13 protein-coding genes are annotated in these 14,633 nt (G+C 61.3%); 2 read left to right on the top strand and 11 right to left on the bottom strand.

The annotated features are described in order from the left end of the window. Positions 1-233: 233 nt before the first annotated feature. Positions 234-821, top strand: a complete 588-nt coding sequence (locus RGM2987_RS18015; protein ID WP_245143820.1) for a TIGR00730 family Rossman fold protein — start codon at positions 234-236, stop codon at positions 819-821. A gap of 68 nt (positions 822-889) precedes the next feature. Continuing rightward, on the top strand, positions 890-1,072 hold the full coding sequence (locus RGM2987_RS18010) for a hypothetical protein (RefSeq protein WP_245143818.1): 183 nt from the start codon (positions 890-892) through the stop codon (positions 1,070-1,072). A gap of 33 nt (positions 1,073-1,105) precedes the next feature. Here the strand turns inward: RGM2987_RS18010 and RGM2987_RS18005 are convergent, their stop codons facing one another. From RGM2987_RS18005 to RGM2987_RS17955, 11 genes are all read right to left on the bottom strand, one after another. Beyond that, a complete protein-coding gene (locus RGM2987_RS18005) occupies positions 1,106-1,483 on the bottom strand; it encodes an NUDIX domain-containing protein (protein ID WP_280639978.1) in 378 nt (125 codons plus the stop codon). Positions 1,484-1,648: 165 nt separating this feature from the next. Further along, positions 1,649-2,539 carry a transglutaminase family protein gene (locus RGM2987_RS18000; RefSeq protein WP_245143816.1) on the bottom strand — a complete coding sequence of 297 codons (891 nt, stop codon included), beginning with the start codon at positions 2,537-2,539 and terminating at the stop codon, positions 1,649-1,651. Beyond that, positions 2,539-5,025, bottom strand: a complete 2,487-nt coding sequence (locus tag RGM2987_RS17995) for a circularly permuted type 2 ATP-grasp protein (RefSeq protein ID WP_245143814.1) — start codon at positions 5,023-5,025, stop codon at positions 2,539-2,541. The genes RGM2987_RS18000 and RGM2987_RS17995 overlap by 1 nt, the downstream gene beginning before the upstream one ends. Positions 5,026-5,249: 224 nt before the next feature. After that, positions 5,250-8,543, bottom strand: coding sequence for a transglutaminase family protein (locus RGM2987_RS17990; RefSeq protein ID WP_245143810.1), 3,294 nt, complete (start codon positions 8,541-8,543; stop codon positions 5,250-5,252). A gap of 175 nt (positions 8,544-8,718) precedes the next feature. Next, a complete protein-coding gene (locus RGM2987_RS17985; RefSeq protein WP_245143809.1) occupies positions 8,719-9,156 on the bottom strand; it encodes a hypothetical protein in 438 nt (145 codons plus the stop codon). Beyond that, the gene (locus RGM2987_RS17980) at positions 9,153-9,608 is read right to left on the bottom strand and encodes a hypothetical protein (protein ID WP_245143808.1); all 456 of its coding nucleotides are present in this window, start codon (positions 9,606-9,608) and stop codon (positions 9,153-9,155) included. Before RGM2987_RS17980 ends, RGM2987_RS17985 begins: the two co-directional genes overlap by 4 nt. A gap of 37 nt (positions 9,609-9,645) precedes the next feature. After that, complete coding sequence (locus RGM2987_RS17975; RefSeq protein WP_245143807.1) at positions 9,646-10,107, bottom strand: hypothetical protein; 462 nt, start codon at positions 10,105-10,107, stop codon at positions 9,646-9,648. A gap of 79 nt (positions 10,108-10,186) precedes the next feature. Then, positions 10,187-10,648, bottom strand: coding sequence for a hypothetical protein (locus tag RGM2987_RS17970; RefSeq protein WP_245143806.1), 462 nt, complete (start codon positions 10,646-10,648; stop codon positions 10,187-10,189). 96 nt (positions 10,649-10,744) lie between these two features. Further along, complete coding sequence (locus RGM2987_RS17965) at positions 10,745-11,206, bottom strand: hypothetical protein (protein ID WP_245143805.1); 462 nt, start codon at positions 11,204-11,206, stop codon at positions 10,745-10,747. After that, positions 11,203-12,123 carry an NAD synthetase gene (locus tag RGM2987_RS17960; RefSeq protein ID WP_245143804.1) on the bottom strand — a complete coding sequence of 307 codons (921 nt, stop codon included), beginning with the start codon at positions 12,121-12,123 and terminating at the stop codon, positions 11,203-11,205. The genes RGM2987_RS17965 and RGM2987_RS17960 overlap by 4 nt, the downstream gene beginning before the upstream one ends. Positions 12,124-12,301: 178 nt before the next feature. Beyond that, the gene (locus RGM2987_RS17955) at positions 12,302-14,614 is read right to left on the bottom strand and encodes a YgiQ family radical SAM protein (RefSeq protein ID WP_245143802.1); all 2,313 of its coding nucleotides are present in this window, start codon (positions 14,612-14,614) and stop codon (positions 12,302-12,304) included. Between the last annotated feature and the right edge of the window lie 19 nt (positions 14,615-14,633).

The following is a 14,633-nucleotide window of genomic DNA, read 5'->3' as shown; positions in this document are numbered from 1 at the left end:
CAGCCTGATGGACACAATCAACCAGCCAAGCGAACCGCAGCCTCCTATGATCGGCTCCATCCCCCCCTGGAGTACCGGTCATGAACTTCAACGGCCTGTTATGCAGCTTGCTCGCCGCCTACGCCTGCGGCGCCAGTGGCACCTACGAAAAACCCCTGCGCGAGGACTGAGCCCTTTGCAGACCACAGCGGCCAGGCTTTACTCTGGGCCAGTCAACGACCTCGGAGTAAAGCATGACCATTGCGTCTGTCTGTGTATTTTGCGGCGCCAGTACCGGCGCCAACCCGGTTTATCGTGAAGCCGCCCAGGCCCTGGGCCGGGCGCTGGCGCAACGTAAGCTGACGTTGGTCTATGGCGGCGGGGCCGTGGGCCTGATGGGCATTGTGGCCGACGCGGCCCTGGCGGCCGGTGGCGAGGTCATCGGCATCATCCCGCAAAGCCTGAAAGACAAGGAAATCGGCCACAGCAGCCTGACCCGCCTGGAAGTGGTGGACGGCATGCATGCCCGCAAGGCGCGCATGGCCGAACTCAGCGATGCCTTCATCGCCCTGCCCGGCGGCCTCGGCACGCTGGAGGAGTTGTTCGAAGTCTGGACCTGGGGCCAGCTCGGTTACCACGGCAAGCCCCTGGGCCTGCTGGAAGTGAACGGGTTCTACAGCAAGCTCACCGGTTTTCTCGACCACATTGTCGAAGAAGGCTTCGTCCGTGCACCTCATCGCGACATGCTGCAAGTGAGCGAATCGCCCCAGGACCTGCTCGATGCGCTGGATGAATGGCAGCCTTCGCTGCCACCCAAGTGGGCGGACGGAAAACCCGGCTAACCGCTCGACCTCGATACAGGGCAGAATAGCTGCCGCTCAACCTCACCTTCGACCCCAGAGGATCGCCCATGGCCAAACCTAATTATTCCTTCGCCAAACGTCAGAGAGACTTGGCCAAGGAGCAGAAGAAAGAGGAAAAGCTGCAGCGCAAGAAAGCGTCGGCTGAAGAAGCACTGAGCCCGGATATCGAAGGCGAAGCGACGGCCGAAGACGGTGCCGATGCGCCGAAAGACCAGGCACCAGACGCCTGATCCTGGCTGAGCCGGCAGCCCCACTGCCGGCTCTCACAGACCCAGCGCGTTGATAATCGACTGGCGATAACCGACTGGCAGATTTTCCGGCAACCGGCCCGGCTCGAACAGCCCGATCTGCTTGTGCTCATGGCTGATCGTCGGCACGAAACCGCCCAGCAACTGGCAGCGGTAAGTGGAAATGAACACATGCCGGCCGGCGATCACCTCGAACAGGTATGAATCCAGCGGCTCCCCGACACTCACCTCGACCGCCAGCTCCTCGGCAATTTCCCGCGCCAGGCATTGCCGCGCCGTTTCACCCACTTCGATCCGCCCGCCGGGCAGTTCCCATTCATCCCGCTCGTTGAGCATCAGCACGACCAAGCCTTCGGGGGATTGCAGCACGCCTTTGATGGAAACCGGGAACATTGGAAAGGTCTCACTGTTGATGTATGACCCGTGGCGAGGGAGCTTGCTCCCGCTCGGTTGCGCAGCGACCGCCCCAGTATTTGAGGCCGCTTCGCCCGAGGCGTCGGACCGTCCCAGCGGGAGCAAGCTCCCTCGCCACAAGTGCCTGCATTTCAAAGTCTCTTTTTACTCCACCGGCATCACCGTCACCTGCACCTCGGGATCGTGGCTACCGCCCCCCAGGATCACCCCGCGCAACGGCGACACATCGGAAAAATCCCGGCCCCAGGCCAGGGTGATGTGCTCCAGGGCCGGTTGCACGTTGTTGGTCGGGTCGAAGTCCACCCAACCCAGCACCGGGCAATACACCGATACCCAGGCATGGGATGCATCGGCGCCGATCAACCGTGGCTGGCCTGGCGGTGGCTGGGTCAGCAGATAACCACTGACATAACGCGCCGCCAGCCCACGGGAGCGCAGGCAGGCCAGCATCAGGTGGGCAAAGTCCTGGCACACGCCCCGCCGCCGCTCCAGCACCTCCACCAGCGGCGTCGCCACTTGAGTCGCCTCGGCATCGAAGGTGAACTCCTGGAAAATTTTCTCCATCAACGCGCGAACACCCAGCATCAGCGGACGCCCCGGCGCAAAGCAGCTTTCGGAAAACTCGACGAAGCTGCGCTTGAGGTGCACGTAGGGTGATTCGAAGCGATAACGACAGGCCTCCAGCAGCGGCGTAGCGAGTGGCCGACCGCTGTAAGTCAGTGCGTCACGGGTCGATTCCCAGGCCGGCGATTGATTGAAATCCAGCACCGGACGGGCCAGCACCTCGACGCTCAGGCGGGCGTTGACCCTCAGCTCGTCATGGGGCCGCTCGAAGGCCAGGCGGGTCAGCGGGTTGCCGAACACATCCAGCTCATCGCGACGGGTCGTCGGCTGCGGACTGATCAACAGCTGTTGCTCAGTGCAACGTTGCCAGTCACAGGCCCGCGGCCACAGGTGGGCAAGCTGCTGGGCCAGGGACACCGGGCTGTCGTAGTGATAATGCGTGTCGTGGAGAATCTGGTAGCGAGCGTTCATCAGACGGACACCGTGCGCTGGCTGACATCATCGACGTGGGCAAAATGGCGCAGGGCCAGGCGATCGGACACCTGACCGCTGACATCGGCCACTTCCTGCAACAGATCCGCCAGCCCATCGAGCGCCGCCCGTAGGCTGGCGTCGCCGAACAGTGGGTTTTCCAGGCAGCGCAAATCAAAGCGCGACAGGCGCGCCACCAATTCCGGCAATGAAATGTCCCTGGGTGCGCCGAAATCATCGTTCAGGCGCTTAAGCGTGCGTGCAACCAGTTTCAGCTGGAAGAGCACCGCATGGGGGTTCTGTTCGTCCAGCAGCAGAAGGTCGAGCACCGGAATCAGTTGGGCCACCGCCAGGTAGCGCGAACGGTAGGTGATGCTGCTGTTGCCCAGCTCCAGCAACCACTCCAGTCCGGCCTGGTCGCACACCGCCTCGCTGCGCAGGAAGGCCGCCAGGCTGCTGCTGAGAAATTGCAGGCGCTCCAGGCGCCGGCCCATCATCAGGAAACGCCAGCCTTCGTCGCGGGTCATGTCGTCCAAGGCGAAGCCGGACAGCGCCGCCAGGGACATCACCAACCGGTTGAGGAAATCCAGCAGTTCGCCGAAATCCGGCTCACCGGTTTCCAGCTCCAGCGCTTCGCGCTGCAATTCCACCAGCGCCTGCCAGTTCTCCCGAGACAGCTTGCCGCGCACCTGCGAGGCCGCCCACTGCAAACGCTGCAGGTTGGAGCGCAGGCTGAACGACCAGTCTTCGCCCAGCAGCGCCGCCAACAAACGCTCGGGTAACTCGCCCTCATCCGGCAGCAACATCAGGCTCTCACCCAGGGACACCGCCGATTGCAGGGCTTGTGGGTCATCACCATCGACATAGCGCGCCAGCATGATCCGCAACAGCCGCGCGCTGTCATCGCAGCGTTCGCAATAGCGACCGAACCAGAACAGGTTTTCCACTACCCGCGAAGGCAGGTAGGGGTCGCGCCGGACCAGATCGTGCACGCCGACGGTTCGCTGGGCGGTCCATTGTTCGCTGCCGGGCGCCTGCTCCCCGAGCACCCAGGTGTCCTTGCTGGCGCCGCCGCGCTGCATCGACACCACTTCGGCGTCAGCCTTGGCGGCGACGCGGGTCAGGCCGCCCGACAGCACCCGATAATCGTCCTTCCCGGAGACGGCATACACCCGCATGCCGATGGCCCGGGGCTGGATATGACCGTCCTCGGCCTGCCAAACCGGTGCCTGGGACAACTGCGCCAGCTCCTGGGCGACATAGGCGTAGGGCCGCGCCTGCATGCGCGCCGCCAGTTTTGCACGCTGTTCGTCGCTCAGGTCACGGCCCAATACCGGCCTGAAGCTCTGGGACGGAAACGCTGGCTTGATCAACAGCTGGGGCAATTTCTCCAGGGCCTGGGCCAGCACCGGCGGCTCACCGCACCACCAGGTGGCGATGGACGGCAGGATCAGCTCCTCGCCAAACAGGAACTCGTTGATTTTCGGCAAAAAGCCCAACAGCCCGGGAGACTCCAGCACGCCGCTGCCCAGGGCGTTGGCTACCAGCACCCGGCCCTGGCGCACCGCTTCCAGCAGCCCTGGCACACCCAAGGCCGAATCCGTGCGCAGTTCCAGGGGGTCACAGAAATCATCGTCGAGCCGGCGCATGATCGCGTGGACCCGGCGCAATCCGCTGAGGGTCTTGAGGTAGACCGTGGCGTCCCGAACCGTCAGGTCACCGCCTTCTACCAGCGGATAACCGAGCTGGCGCGCCAGATACAGATGCTCGAAATAACTTTCGTTGAACCGCCCCGGCGTCAGCAGTACCACCAGCGGCGGCTCCCCATCGCTGGGCGCCTGGCGCGCCAGGGTTTCCTGCAAGGTGCGGAAGAAACCGCTCAGGTGCCGCACGTTCAGGTCGCGATACAGGTCGGGGAAGGCGCGGGAGACGATCATGCGGTTTTCCAACGCATAACCGGCCCCCGAGGGTGCCTGGGTCCGATCCGCCGTGACCCACCAGCGACCATCCGGGGTGCGCGCCAGATCCACCGCATACAAGTGCAGGAAAGTCCCGTCCGGCGGCGCAATGCCCTGGCACGGCCAGAGGAAGTTGTTGTGCCCGAACACCAGTTCCGCCGGCAACAGCCCTTCATGGACCAGCCGCTGCGGCCCGTACAGGTCAGCCAGCACTGCGTTGAGCAGACGCCCGCGCTGGGCAATACCGGCTGATAGCTGCTTCCATTCCTGCGCATCGATCACGTGGGGCAGCAGGTCCAGCTCCCACGGCCGGTCGGCGCCTTTCGGATCGGCATAGACGTTGTAGGTGACACCGTTTTCCTGGATCTGGCGCGTCAGCAACGCCTGGCGCTGGAGCAACTGAGCCGGCGTGCTGCGTTGCAACTGGTCGAACAGCGGCCGCCAGTGCACACGCACCGCACCGCTGTCGTCCAGCAGTTCGTGATAAGTGCCCGTCGTCAGCGGGTAACGGTCAAGCAGGTCAGGCATGGAAAGCTCGGCAGACAGCAATGAAAGATCAGACTAGCGCAAGCAGATGACGCGCGGATAGATGTGTTTTGCCTTAAGCCTGGCAACAGATCTCAGCCTGGAACCATCGTGGCGAGGGAGCTTGCTCCCGCTTGACCGGGCTGGCGCACCAGTGCGCAGCGCTCACAAAAGGGGCCGCTTCGCAGCCCAGCGGGAGCAAGCTCCCTCGCCACAGGGGTGTGCATCTAGATTTTCGGGGCTCCGTGGAAACGCCGCAGATCGAGCGTAAGCGGAAATTCGTCATCCGTTTCCAGGCTCGGTATAGGAAGTTTACCGGGCGTGTGTCCAAGGCGGAAAAAGCGCGCCATCCGCCGGCTCTCGGCTTCGTTGGCGTTGACCGGCAGGCTCTCGTAGTTGCGCCCGCCCGGATGGGCCACGTGGTACTGGCAGCCACCCACGGAGCGTTGCATCCAGGTGTCGACCAGGTCAAAGACCAACGGGGCGTGCACCGGGATGGTCGGTTGCAGGCAGTTGGCCGGTTGCCACGCGCGAAAACGCACGCCAGCGACGAACTCGCCAACCCGGCCGGTGGCTTGCAGCGGCACCGGCACGCCATTGCAGGTCAGCACATAGCGTTGCGGCGCCAGGCCGCTGAGCTTGACCTGCAAGCGCTCCAAAGAGGAATCCACATAGCGCACCGTGCCGCCCACCGCACCCTCTTCCCCCAACACATGCCACGGTTCCAGGGCCTGGCGCAATTGCAGCTCGATGCCAGCGACCGCATAGTCGCCGACCTTGGGAAAGCGAAACTCCAGGTGCGCAGCGAACCACTCGGCTCGCAACGGGTAGCCGGCGGCGTTGAGCTCATGGATGACATCGGCAAAGTCCTGCTCGATAAAGTGCGGCAGCAGGAAACGGTCATGCAACTCGGTGCCCCAGCGTGCCAGTTTCGCCGGCGCGTAGGGTTCACGCCAGAACCGCGCCACCAGCGCCCGCAACAGCAGTTGCTGGGCCAGGCTCATGCGCGCATGCGGCGGCATCTCGAAAGCGCGCAGCTCCAACAGGCCGAGACGTCCGGTGGCACCGTCCGGTGAGTAAAGTTTGTCGATGCAGAATTCGGCGCGATGGGTATTGCCGGTCACGTCGATCAACAGATTGCGCAACAGTCGGTCAACCAGCCAGGGCGGACATTCCTCGCCGGGCTGCGGCATTTGCGCAAAGGCGATTTCCAACTCATACAGCGCGTCGTTGCGTGCCTCATCCACCCGGGGCGCCTGGGAAGTCGGGCCGATGAACAATCCGGAAAACAGGTAGGACAACGACGGGTGGTTATGCCAATAGCTGATCAGGCTGCGCAGCAGGTCGGGACGCCGCAGGAACGGTGAGTCCGCCGGTGTCGCGCCACCCAGTACGAAATGGTTGCCGCCGCCAGTACCGGTGTGCCGTCCGTCGATCATGAATTTTTCAGTGGTCAGCCGGTTCAGTCGCGCCTGTTCGTAGAGAAATTCGGTGCGCTCGACCAGCTCATCCCAGGTCGCCGAAGGTTGCACATTGACCTCAATCACGCCGGGGTCAGGGGTGACGCGGAAGTTGCTCAGGCGCGGGTCGCTCGGCGGCTCATAGCCTTCCAGCAGCACCGGGCAATGCAGCTCTTCGGCGGTCGCCTCGATGGCACTGACCAGTTCCAGGTAATCCTCGACCCGCTCCAGCGGCGGCATGAACAGGTACAGCCGGCCATCACGGGCCTCGGCGCAGAAAGCCGTGCGGGTCAGCCAATCGGCAGATTGATCGATTTGCGGAACCCGGCCATCCTCGATGACCGCCTTAGCGTGGCGGGACAGCCGCTCGGTGTCAGGCAGTCCGGGCAAGTCCTGGTTCGGATCGGTGGGATGGATGAACGGATACTCGGCCGCCGTCACCCAGGGTTGCGAGGCCAGCGGCAAGCGATAGCCCAGGGGCGAATCCCCCGGCACCAGCCGGCAGTGGTTGTCCCGCAGGTACCAACGACCGCTTTGCCATTGATCGCCCTTGGCGGTGCGGGCCAGCGGCAGCACCTGGCCGATCACTTTGTCCAGGCCCTGGCTGAAGACCTTGCGCAAGCGTGCCCGCTCCAGTGGATCGTCAAGACGTGGGTTCTGGGCGGTGACATTCGAAGGCAATGCACCTTCGCGCCATAGGTAATAGAAATTGTCTTCGTAGGCGGGAAACACGAAGCGTGTCGGAATTTTCAAGCGTTCGGCAACACTGCTCAGGAAGCGACCGGCGAGTTCGCCGTCGGCGCCATAGTCCTGCTGCTCATCGGCAATCAGCGCCGGGTTGTGCCAGATCGGCACGCCGTCACGCCGCCAGTAGCAATTGAGCGACCAGCGCGGCAGTTGTTCGCCGGGGTACCACTTGCCCTGGCCGAAATGCACCAGCCCCTTGGGCGCGTAGTGATTACGCAGGCGCAGGAACAACTCGGCAGAAAGCCGTCGCTTGTCCGGGCCGAGCGCCGCCGTGTTCCATTCGGCACCATCCGGGTCGTCGATGGACACAAAGGTCGGCTCGCCGCCCATGGTCAGGCGCACATCGCCTTCCAGCAAGTCGGCATCGATCTGCCGCCCCAGCGCCTGGATCTCCCGCCATTGCTCCTCGGTGTAAGGCTTGGTCACGCGCGGCGCTTCCCAGATCCGCTCGACGGACATCTCGTGGCTGAACTCGCACTCGCAAGGCTCCACCAGGCCACTGATCGGCGCCGCCGATGTCGGATCGGGGCTACAGGCCAACGGGATATGCCCTTCACCGGCGAACAGCCCGGACGTCGCATCCAAGCCGATCCAGCCAGCACCCGGCAGATAGACCTCACACCAGGCATGCAGGTCGGTGAAGTCCACGTCGGTTCCGGACGGCCCGTCGAGGCTTTTCACATCGGCGGTCAACTGGATCAGGTAACCGGAAACAAAACGCGCAGCCAGCCCGAGATGGCGCAACAACTGCACCAACAACCAGGCCGAGTCGCGGCAGGAGCCAGAGGCATGCTCCAGGGTGTGCTCCGGGGTCTGCACGCCCGGCTCCATGCGGATCAGGTAGTTGATGTCTTCGCTCAAGCGCTGGTTGAGTGCCACCAGGAAGTCCACCGCCGGCAGCGGCGTGCGGTCGATGCTGTCCAGATACGCCTGGAACCTGGGCGTCAGCGGCAGCTTTTCCAGATACGGCATCAGCTCATGCTTTTCATCGGCCGCATAGGTGAAGGGAATCTGCTCGGCATAGGGTTCGAGGAAAAAATCGAACGGATTGAACACCGCCATTTCCGCCAACAGGTCGACTTCGACCCGCAGCTCGCTGGTTTTCTCGGGAAACACCAGCCGCGCCAGGTAGTTGCCCTGGGGATCCTGCTGCCAATTGATGAAATGCTGCTCGGGCGAAACCTTCAGCGCATAGGAAAGAATCCGCGTACGGCTGTGGGGCGCCGGGCGCAGGCGAACGATCTGCGGGCCGAGCTCGACAGCGCGGTCATAGCGGTAGTGCGTGACGTGATGCAATGCGACATGTATCGACACAGCGTGCCTCCTGCGAGCCTGGGCGTTATCGAAAGCGGCGCAAGACTTATGCCATGCAGGCAGGCCGGACACTTTCTTGGTCTACTCAAGGCAGTAGAGCACTAAAACCGGACGTTGCTCGCTTTCGCGTGCAAAGGGCCGCACATAAATGTGGCGGGGACGGTAGCGAATCGACTCAGCGACGCGGGCGTGAGGCCTTGGCCGCCCGGATGATGAGCTCGCGTTGGCGGCGGATTTCCACCAGTTGGCTGCGCATTTCCCGGTGGCGTTTGCTGTTGAGCAGTAGTAGTCCCAACAGCGGGAACAACAAACCGGTCATGTAGACGACAGAATGCGGCTGATAGGTATAGGTAGGAAGCACCGCAAGAAAACTCGCCACATAGAACACGACAATGGCCCGCACGCCCCAGGGCCGCCCCCTGATCATCAAAAAATGACTCAACGCCAGGAGTAAAGCCAGGACCAACGCGACGAGAAAGGAATATTTGGCTCGCTCAGGACTGCCCCGAAAGTAGGTACTTGAAATCAATGAAATCGAAGCGGAGAGAGAGAAACAGGCTAAAAAGAAAGCGCAGATGAAGGTAGGAAAATAGCGAGCGAGGAAAGCCTTCAATGACGCCTCCCCTTTTTCATGGCTTTTTTAAGAGACTCGCGTTGCTCGCGAATCTCGACCAGCTTACTGCGCATTTCACGGTGGCGCTTGCTGTTGAGTAACAGCAAGCCCAATAGCGGGAACAACACCGCCAACGTATAGATGACTTTATGCGGGCGATCCTCGATAGTGGGTAATACGCCCAGCAGGCATAAGACCAGCACCGCGACCAATCCCCAGACCCATTGCGGCCTGCCGCGCACCACCATGAAATTGCAATGCACCACGATCAACGTGACTGCCGCGCCCCCCAGCACCGACCAGGTCGCTTGCTCACCGATTGAGGCCCTGGGCAGGTAAGACGTCACCAGCAAGGGAGCTGCACAGCCCAGCGATAACAGTGCCGCGAAAATCCCGCCAATGAAGGTCGGGAAATAGCGCACTAGAAAACGCGGCAGACTCAGATCGTCCATTACCTCTCCTAAGACGGCGATAGGTTAGCGAATCAGCTCAGCGGCGGGAGCGTGACGCTTTAGCGGCTTGGATGATGAGTTGGCGCTGGCGGCGGATGTCGACCAGCTTGCTGCGCATTTCCCGGTGGTGTTTGCTGTTGAGCAGTAGTAATCCCAGCAGCGGCAGCAGCAGCGCGAACAAATAAGCGCCTTGATGCGGCCGGTAAGCAAACATCGGAATCACCGCCCCCAGACAGCCCAAAAAGTAACCCGCTACACACCAGACGGCCCAGGCACGCCCGCGAGCAATCAAGAAGTTGCCCACTACCAGGACCAATACCAGGGCCAAGGTCCCGAGCCCGACACAGTTGGCCCTGACGGAGGGTTCCAAAGCACGCCAGTAAGTCGTTCCAGCCAGCACCAGCAACGTTGATCCTGAAAAGCAGGCCAGTAGGATGGTGCCCATGAACACCGGAAAATAACGGGCAAGGAAGCCCTTCAGCGATCCGCCGCCGATCATTCCGTGAACTCCTCGTACAGGCCGACGGCGATGGTCTTCACATGGCCGTTGCCTGTAAACTCCGATGACTCCCTACCACTCATCGGCGGGACCTAGGGCTTTTGATAGCTTGGATAATGAGTTCGCGTTGGTGGCGAATTTTCACCAGTTTGCGGCGCATTTCCCGATGGCGCTTGCTGTTGAGCAGCAAGAGGGCGAGCAGTGGAAAAAGCAGACTCAAACTGTAAATCAGCCTGTTGGGTCGATATTCAATTGTGGGCAGTACACATAAAAAACAAAGGCCCAGCACCATCGACAACAGCAACACCCAGCGCGGACGTCCGCGCGCGATCATGAAATTGCAATGCACAATGACAAGGGTAAGGGCAACTCCGCTCAGAAACGACCATTTCGCGTCATCGGCCAGGGAAAGGTCCCGGAAATAGCTGTCAAAGAACAGCGGAACAGCGAACACCAAGGCAAAGACCGACGCCATTATCGCCCCTATGAAGACGGGAAAATATTTAAACAAAAAACTGCGGATGCTGGGCCGCTCATTCACTGTCGATCCCCTCGTTTAGGCGTATGGCAATGGTCAGGACAGTTCCTCTTGTAGGCAACGGTACAAATTCGCAGTCGGACCGCCGAGCGAATGGGCTCAGTGACGCGCCCGTGAAGCTTTGGTAGCCCGGATAATTGCCTCGCGTTGATGGCGGATTTCTACCATGTGGCTGCGCATTGCTCTTTGCCCCTTGCTATTGATGAAAAGCAACCCCAGCAAAGGGGCCAGTATCGATAGCCCATAAACAACTTCATTAGGACGGTAGTTAATCATCGGCAGTACGAACAACAGGCACGACACGAAAATCCCATTTACCACCCTGACCCATTTTGGTCTGCCACGCAAAATCATGAAATTGCTATGGACAAGCAAAAGCGCTACTACAGCTCCGGCCAGTAATGGGTAGAACCCGAATTCAGCCAAGGGAATATCGTTGAAATAAGTCGAGTAAGACAGCGCGATGGCAAATGCGATTGAGAAATAAGCAGCAAAGACCCCACCAAGAAATGCCGGGAAGTAATGCCTGAAAAAAGCCCTGAGCGTGAGCACGTCATTCACTCTTCAATCTCCTCATAGAGACCGATTGCGATAGTTTTCACATTGCCTGACAAGGCACTTCCGGTGAGACCGATGGCGGCACCTAATGAGTCTTTGATTTGGGTGACGGTGCCATGCTTAATCTGGGTGGCTGTGAAACGCTTGGGCAACTCACCAGCCAATTGCTTGAGCTTTAGCATCTTCGAGGTCAGCCTTGGATCATTGATACTCAGCAACTCCTTAGTCAGCTTCGCCCGCTCCTGCCTGTTAAACCCGCGAAGTACTTCGCGCAGACTTTTCCCAGTCGTCGCCTTCGCAACCCTGACAAGCTTGATGGTAGTCAACGCGGAAGCGCCAACACCCACCAGGGAAGCGGCATCCAACCCAATAGCAACATTCTGGTACCAGGCTTCGCTGTCCAGCCAATCGTTGATGTCAGGCTTGGTCACCTCAAGTGTGGTCCGGCCAACCCCGTTGAGGCACTGTAAAGTGCTGGCGCCCGCAGCAGTCCAGGCAATCGCGACCATCACACCACTGGCCCCGGCACTGAAGGGTACCAGGATGGTTCCGCTGGCAATCACTACCCAACTGATTACCGCTCCCGCGCATGAAAGTGTTGTATTCACAGCCTCTATGACTAAACGCGACTCACGCGGATTGCTCTGTACTTGCTGAGCAAATTGCTGCGGAGCAACGTATTTCTGCGCCTCACGCAAGATGATCCGCTTGGGCTTAATGCTGCAGATCGGCTTGAACTCGCGCAGGGTCACCACGTTGAATTCGGCGTCGATGTACACCACGCCAGCGCCGACAATACCGGGGTCGGCATCAATGGCGGCGAACAAGCGCGGCAGGTTGATCTGGCTTTCGATGCGTTGGCGGGCCATGAATTGGGAGAAAGTGTTGTCCATGCCGATGCCCGGCAGCTGGGTGCTCATGTCTATCGTCCTTGGCAGTCGAGAAATGTCTTTTACCAACACTGAACCTGTGGCCGTCTGCACTTCCCGGTGAAAAACAGCAAGCATTGGCGGGCGCCACGATAACAAACGGCCAGCACCGTCGCTAGAAAGCAAAACGCCAGCACTTCGGCTGGCGTTTTACGTTATCGCTCAGGGATCAGCGCGGTACCACAGGCTTGCGCGCAGGCTTCGGCCCCTTGCCCTTGGCCGCGTCCTTACGCTCCTTGGCGGCCTGCTGGTTGCGGGCGAACGCCGCGGCCTTGGCTTGCTCGCGCTTGTCCCACGCATTGCCGCCGTCGCTGGCGCGCGGTGGGAGGCCGGTGTGCTGGGTCAGGATCCTGGTGGTGTCCTTGCCCACTTTGTGGCTGCCAGCCGGCGTCGAGTTCTTGCGTCGGGCACTCTGGTAGCTGTCGGTGGCCGGCTGGTGCAACGGGATCAACTGGTTCTTGCCTGGCCCGATCAGGTCGGCACGGCCCATGCGCGTCAGGGCTTCACGCAGCATCGGCCAACCCTTGGGGTCGTGATAGCGCAGGAAGGCCTTGTGCAGGCGGCGCTGCTCCTCGCTCTTGACGATGGTCACCCCGTCGCTCTTGTAGGTGACCTTGCGCAGCGGGTTCTTGCCCGAGTGGTACATGGCCGTGGCGGTGGCCATCGGCGACGGGTAGAACGCCTGCACCTGGTCGGCCCGGAAGCCGTTGCCCTTGAGCCACAGCGCCAGGTTCATCATGTCTTCATCGGTGGTGCCCGGGTGGGCGGCGATGAAGTACGGAATCAGGTACTGCTCTTTCCCGGCTTCCTTGGTGTACTTCTCGAACATCCGCTTGAACCGGTCATAGCTGCCGATACCCGGCTTCATCATCTGGTTGAGCGGGCCTTCCTCGGTGTGCTCCGGGGCGATCTTCAGGTAACCGCCGACATGGTGGGTCACCAGTTCCTTGACGTACTCCGGTGACTCGACCGCCAGGTCGTAACGCAGGCCGGAGGCGATGAGGATCTTCTTCACCCCAGGCAACGCCCGGGCGCTGCGGTACAGCTGGATCAGCGAGGAATGGTCGGTGTTCAGGTTCGGGCAGATGCCGGGGAACACGCAGGACGGCTTGCGGCACGCGGATTCTATTTCCGGCGTCTTGCAGGCGATGCGGTACATGTTCGCGGTCGGGCCGCCGAGGTCGGAAATCACCCCGGTGAAGCCTGGGACCTTGTCACGGATCTCTTCGATCTCGCGGATGATCGATTCTTCGGAACGGTTCTGGATGATCCGGCCTTCGTGCTCGGTGATCGAGCAGAACGTGCAGCCGCCAAAGCAGCCACGCATGATGTTCACCGAGAAACGGATCATCTCGTAGGCTGGAATCTTTTCCTTGCCATAGGCCGGGTGCGGGACACGTGCGTAGGGCATGCCGAACACGTAGTCCATTTCCTCGGTGGTCATCGGAATGGGCGGCGGATTGAACCAGACATCGACTTCGCCGTGCTTCTGCACCAGGGCACGGGCGTTGCCCGGGTTGGTTTCCAGGTGCAGTACGCGGTTGGCGTGGGCGTAGAGCACCGCGTCGTTGCGCACCTTCTCCACCGAAGGCAGGCGGATCACGGTCTTGTCCCGGGTCATTTTCGGGCTTGCCAGGATCTGCACGACCTTGGCTTCGCTCGGGTCTTCTGCACTTGAAAAAGTCGACCCTTTTTCCTGCTCGATGGCGCAGGCTTGAGTGTCCTGGGTGTTCACGTACGGGTTGATGATCTTGTCGATCTTGCCCGGGCGGTCGATGCGGGTGGAGTCCACCTCGTACCAACCTTGCGGCGTGTCGCGGCGGATGAATGCGGTGCCACGCACATCGGTGATGTCTTCGATCTTGTGGCCGTAGGACAGGCGCTGGGCGACTTCGACAATCGCCCGCTCGGCGTTGCCGTAGAGCAGGATGTCGGCGCAGGCATCGATCAGGATCGAGTTGCGCACCCGATCCTGCCAGTAATCGTAGTGGGCGATGCGCCGCAGGGACGCCTCGATGCCGCCAAGCACGATCGGCACATGCTTGTAGGCTTCCTTGCAGCGCTGGCTGTAGACCAGGCTCGCACGGTCCGGCCGCCTGCCCGCCAGGCCGCCGGGGGTATAGGCGTCGTCGGAGCGGATTTTCTTGTCGGCGGTGTAGCGGTTGATCATCGAGTCCATGTTGCCGGCCGCGACACCGAAAAACAGGTTGGGCTCGCCGAGCTTCATGAAGTCGTCCTTGGACTGCCAGTTCGGCTGGGCAATGATCCCCACGCGAAAGCCCTGGGCTTCCAGCAGACGGCCGATGATCGCCATGCCGAACGATGGGTGGTCGACGTAGGCATCACCGGTGACGATGATGATGTCGCACGAATCCCAGCCGAGCTGATCCATCTCCTCCCTGCTCATGGGCAGGAACGGCGCCGGACCGAAACATTCGGCCCAGTACTTGGGATAGTCAAATAACGGCTTGGCTGCTTGCATGTCGATGACCGGTATAGAA

Source organism: Pseudomonas sp. RGM2987 (assembly GCF_022952855.1).
GTDB lineage: Bacteria > Pseudomonadota > Gammaproteobacteria > Pseudomonadales > Pseudomonadaceae > Aquipseudomonas.
The sequence above is the reverse complement of the archived record's forward strand: the minus strand, read 5'-3'. Positions and strand labels throughout refer to the sequence as shown.

What these genes read in the sequence shown, in the direction of transcription:
- RGM2987_RS18000 (WP_245143816.1), bottom strand. Translation starts at nt 2,539, where the DNA reads ATGAACGCTCGCTACCAGATTCTCCACGACACGCATTATCACTACGAC.
- RGM2987_RS18010 (WP_245143818.1), top strand. Translation starts at nt 890, where the DNA reads ATGGCCAAACCTAATTATTCCTTCGCCAAACGTCAGAGAGACTTGGCC.
- RGM2987_RS17975 (WP_245143807.1), bottom strand. Translation starts at nt 10,107, where the DNA reads ATGATCGGCGGCGGATCGCTGAAGGGCTTCCTTGCCCGTTATTTTCCG.
- RGM2987_RS18015 (WP_245143820.1), top strand. Translation starts at nt 234, where the DNA reads ATGACCATTGCGTCTGTCTGTGTATTTTGCGGCGCCAGTACCGGCGCC.
- RGM2987_RS17955 (WP_245143802.1), bottom strand. Translation starts at nt 14,614, where the DNA reads ATGCAAGCAGCCAAGCCGTTATTTGACTATCCCAAGTACTGGGCCGAA.
- RGM2987_RS17960 (WP_245143804.1), bottom strand. Translation starts at nt 12,123, where the DNA reads ATGAGCACCCAGCTGCCGGGCATCGGCATGGACAACACTTTCTCCCAA.
- RGM2987_RS18005 (WP_280639978.1), bottom strand. Translation starts at nt 1,483, where the DNA reads ATGTTCCCGGTTTCCATCAAAGGCGTGCTGCAATCCCCCGAAGGCTTG.
- RGM2987_RS17980 (WP_245143808.1), bottom strand. Translation starts at nt 9,608, where the DNA reads ATGGACGATCTGAGTCTGCCGCGTTTTCTAGTGCGCTATTTCCCGACC.
- RGM2987_RS17995 (WP_245143814.1), bottom strand. Translation starts at nt 5,025, where the DNA reads ATGCCTGACCTGCTTGACCGTTACCCGCTGACGACGGGCACTTATCAC.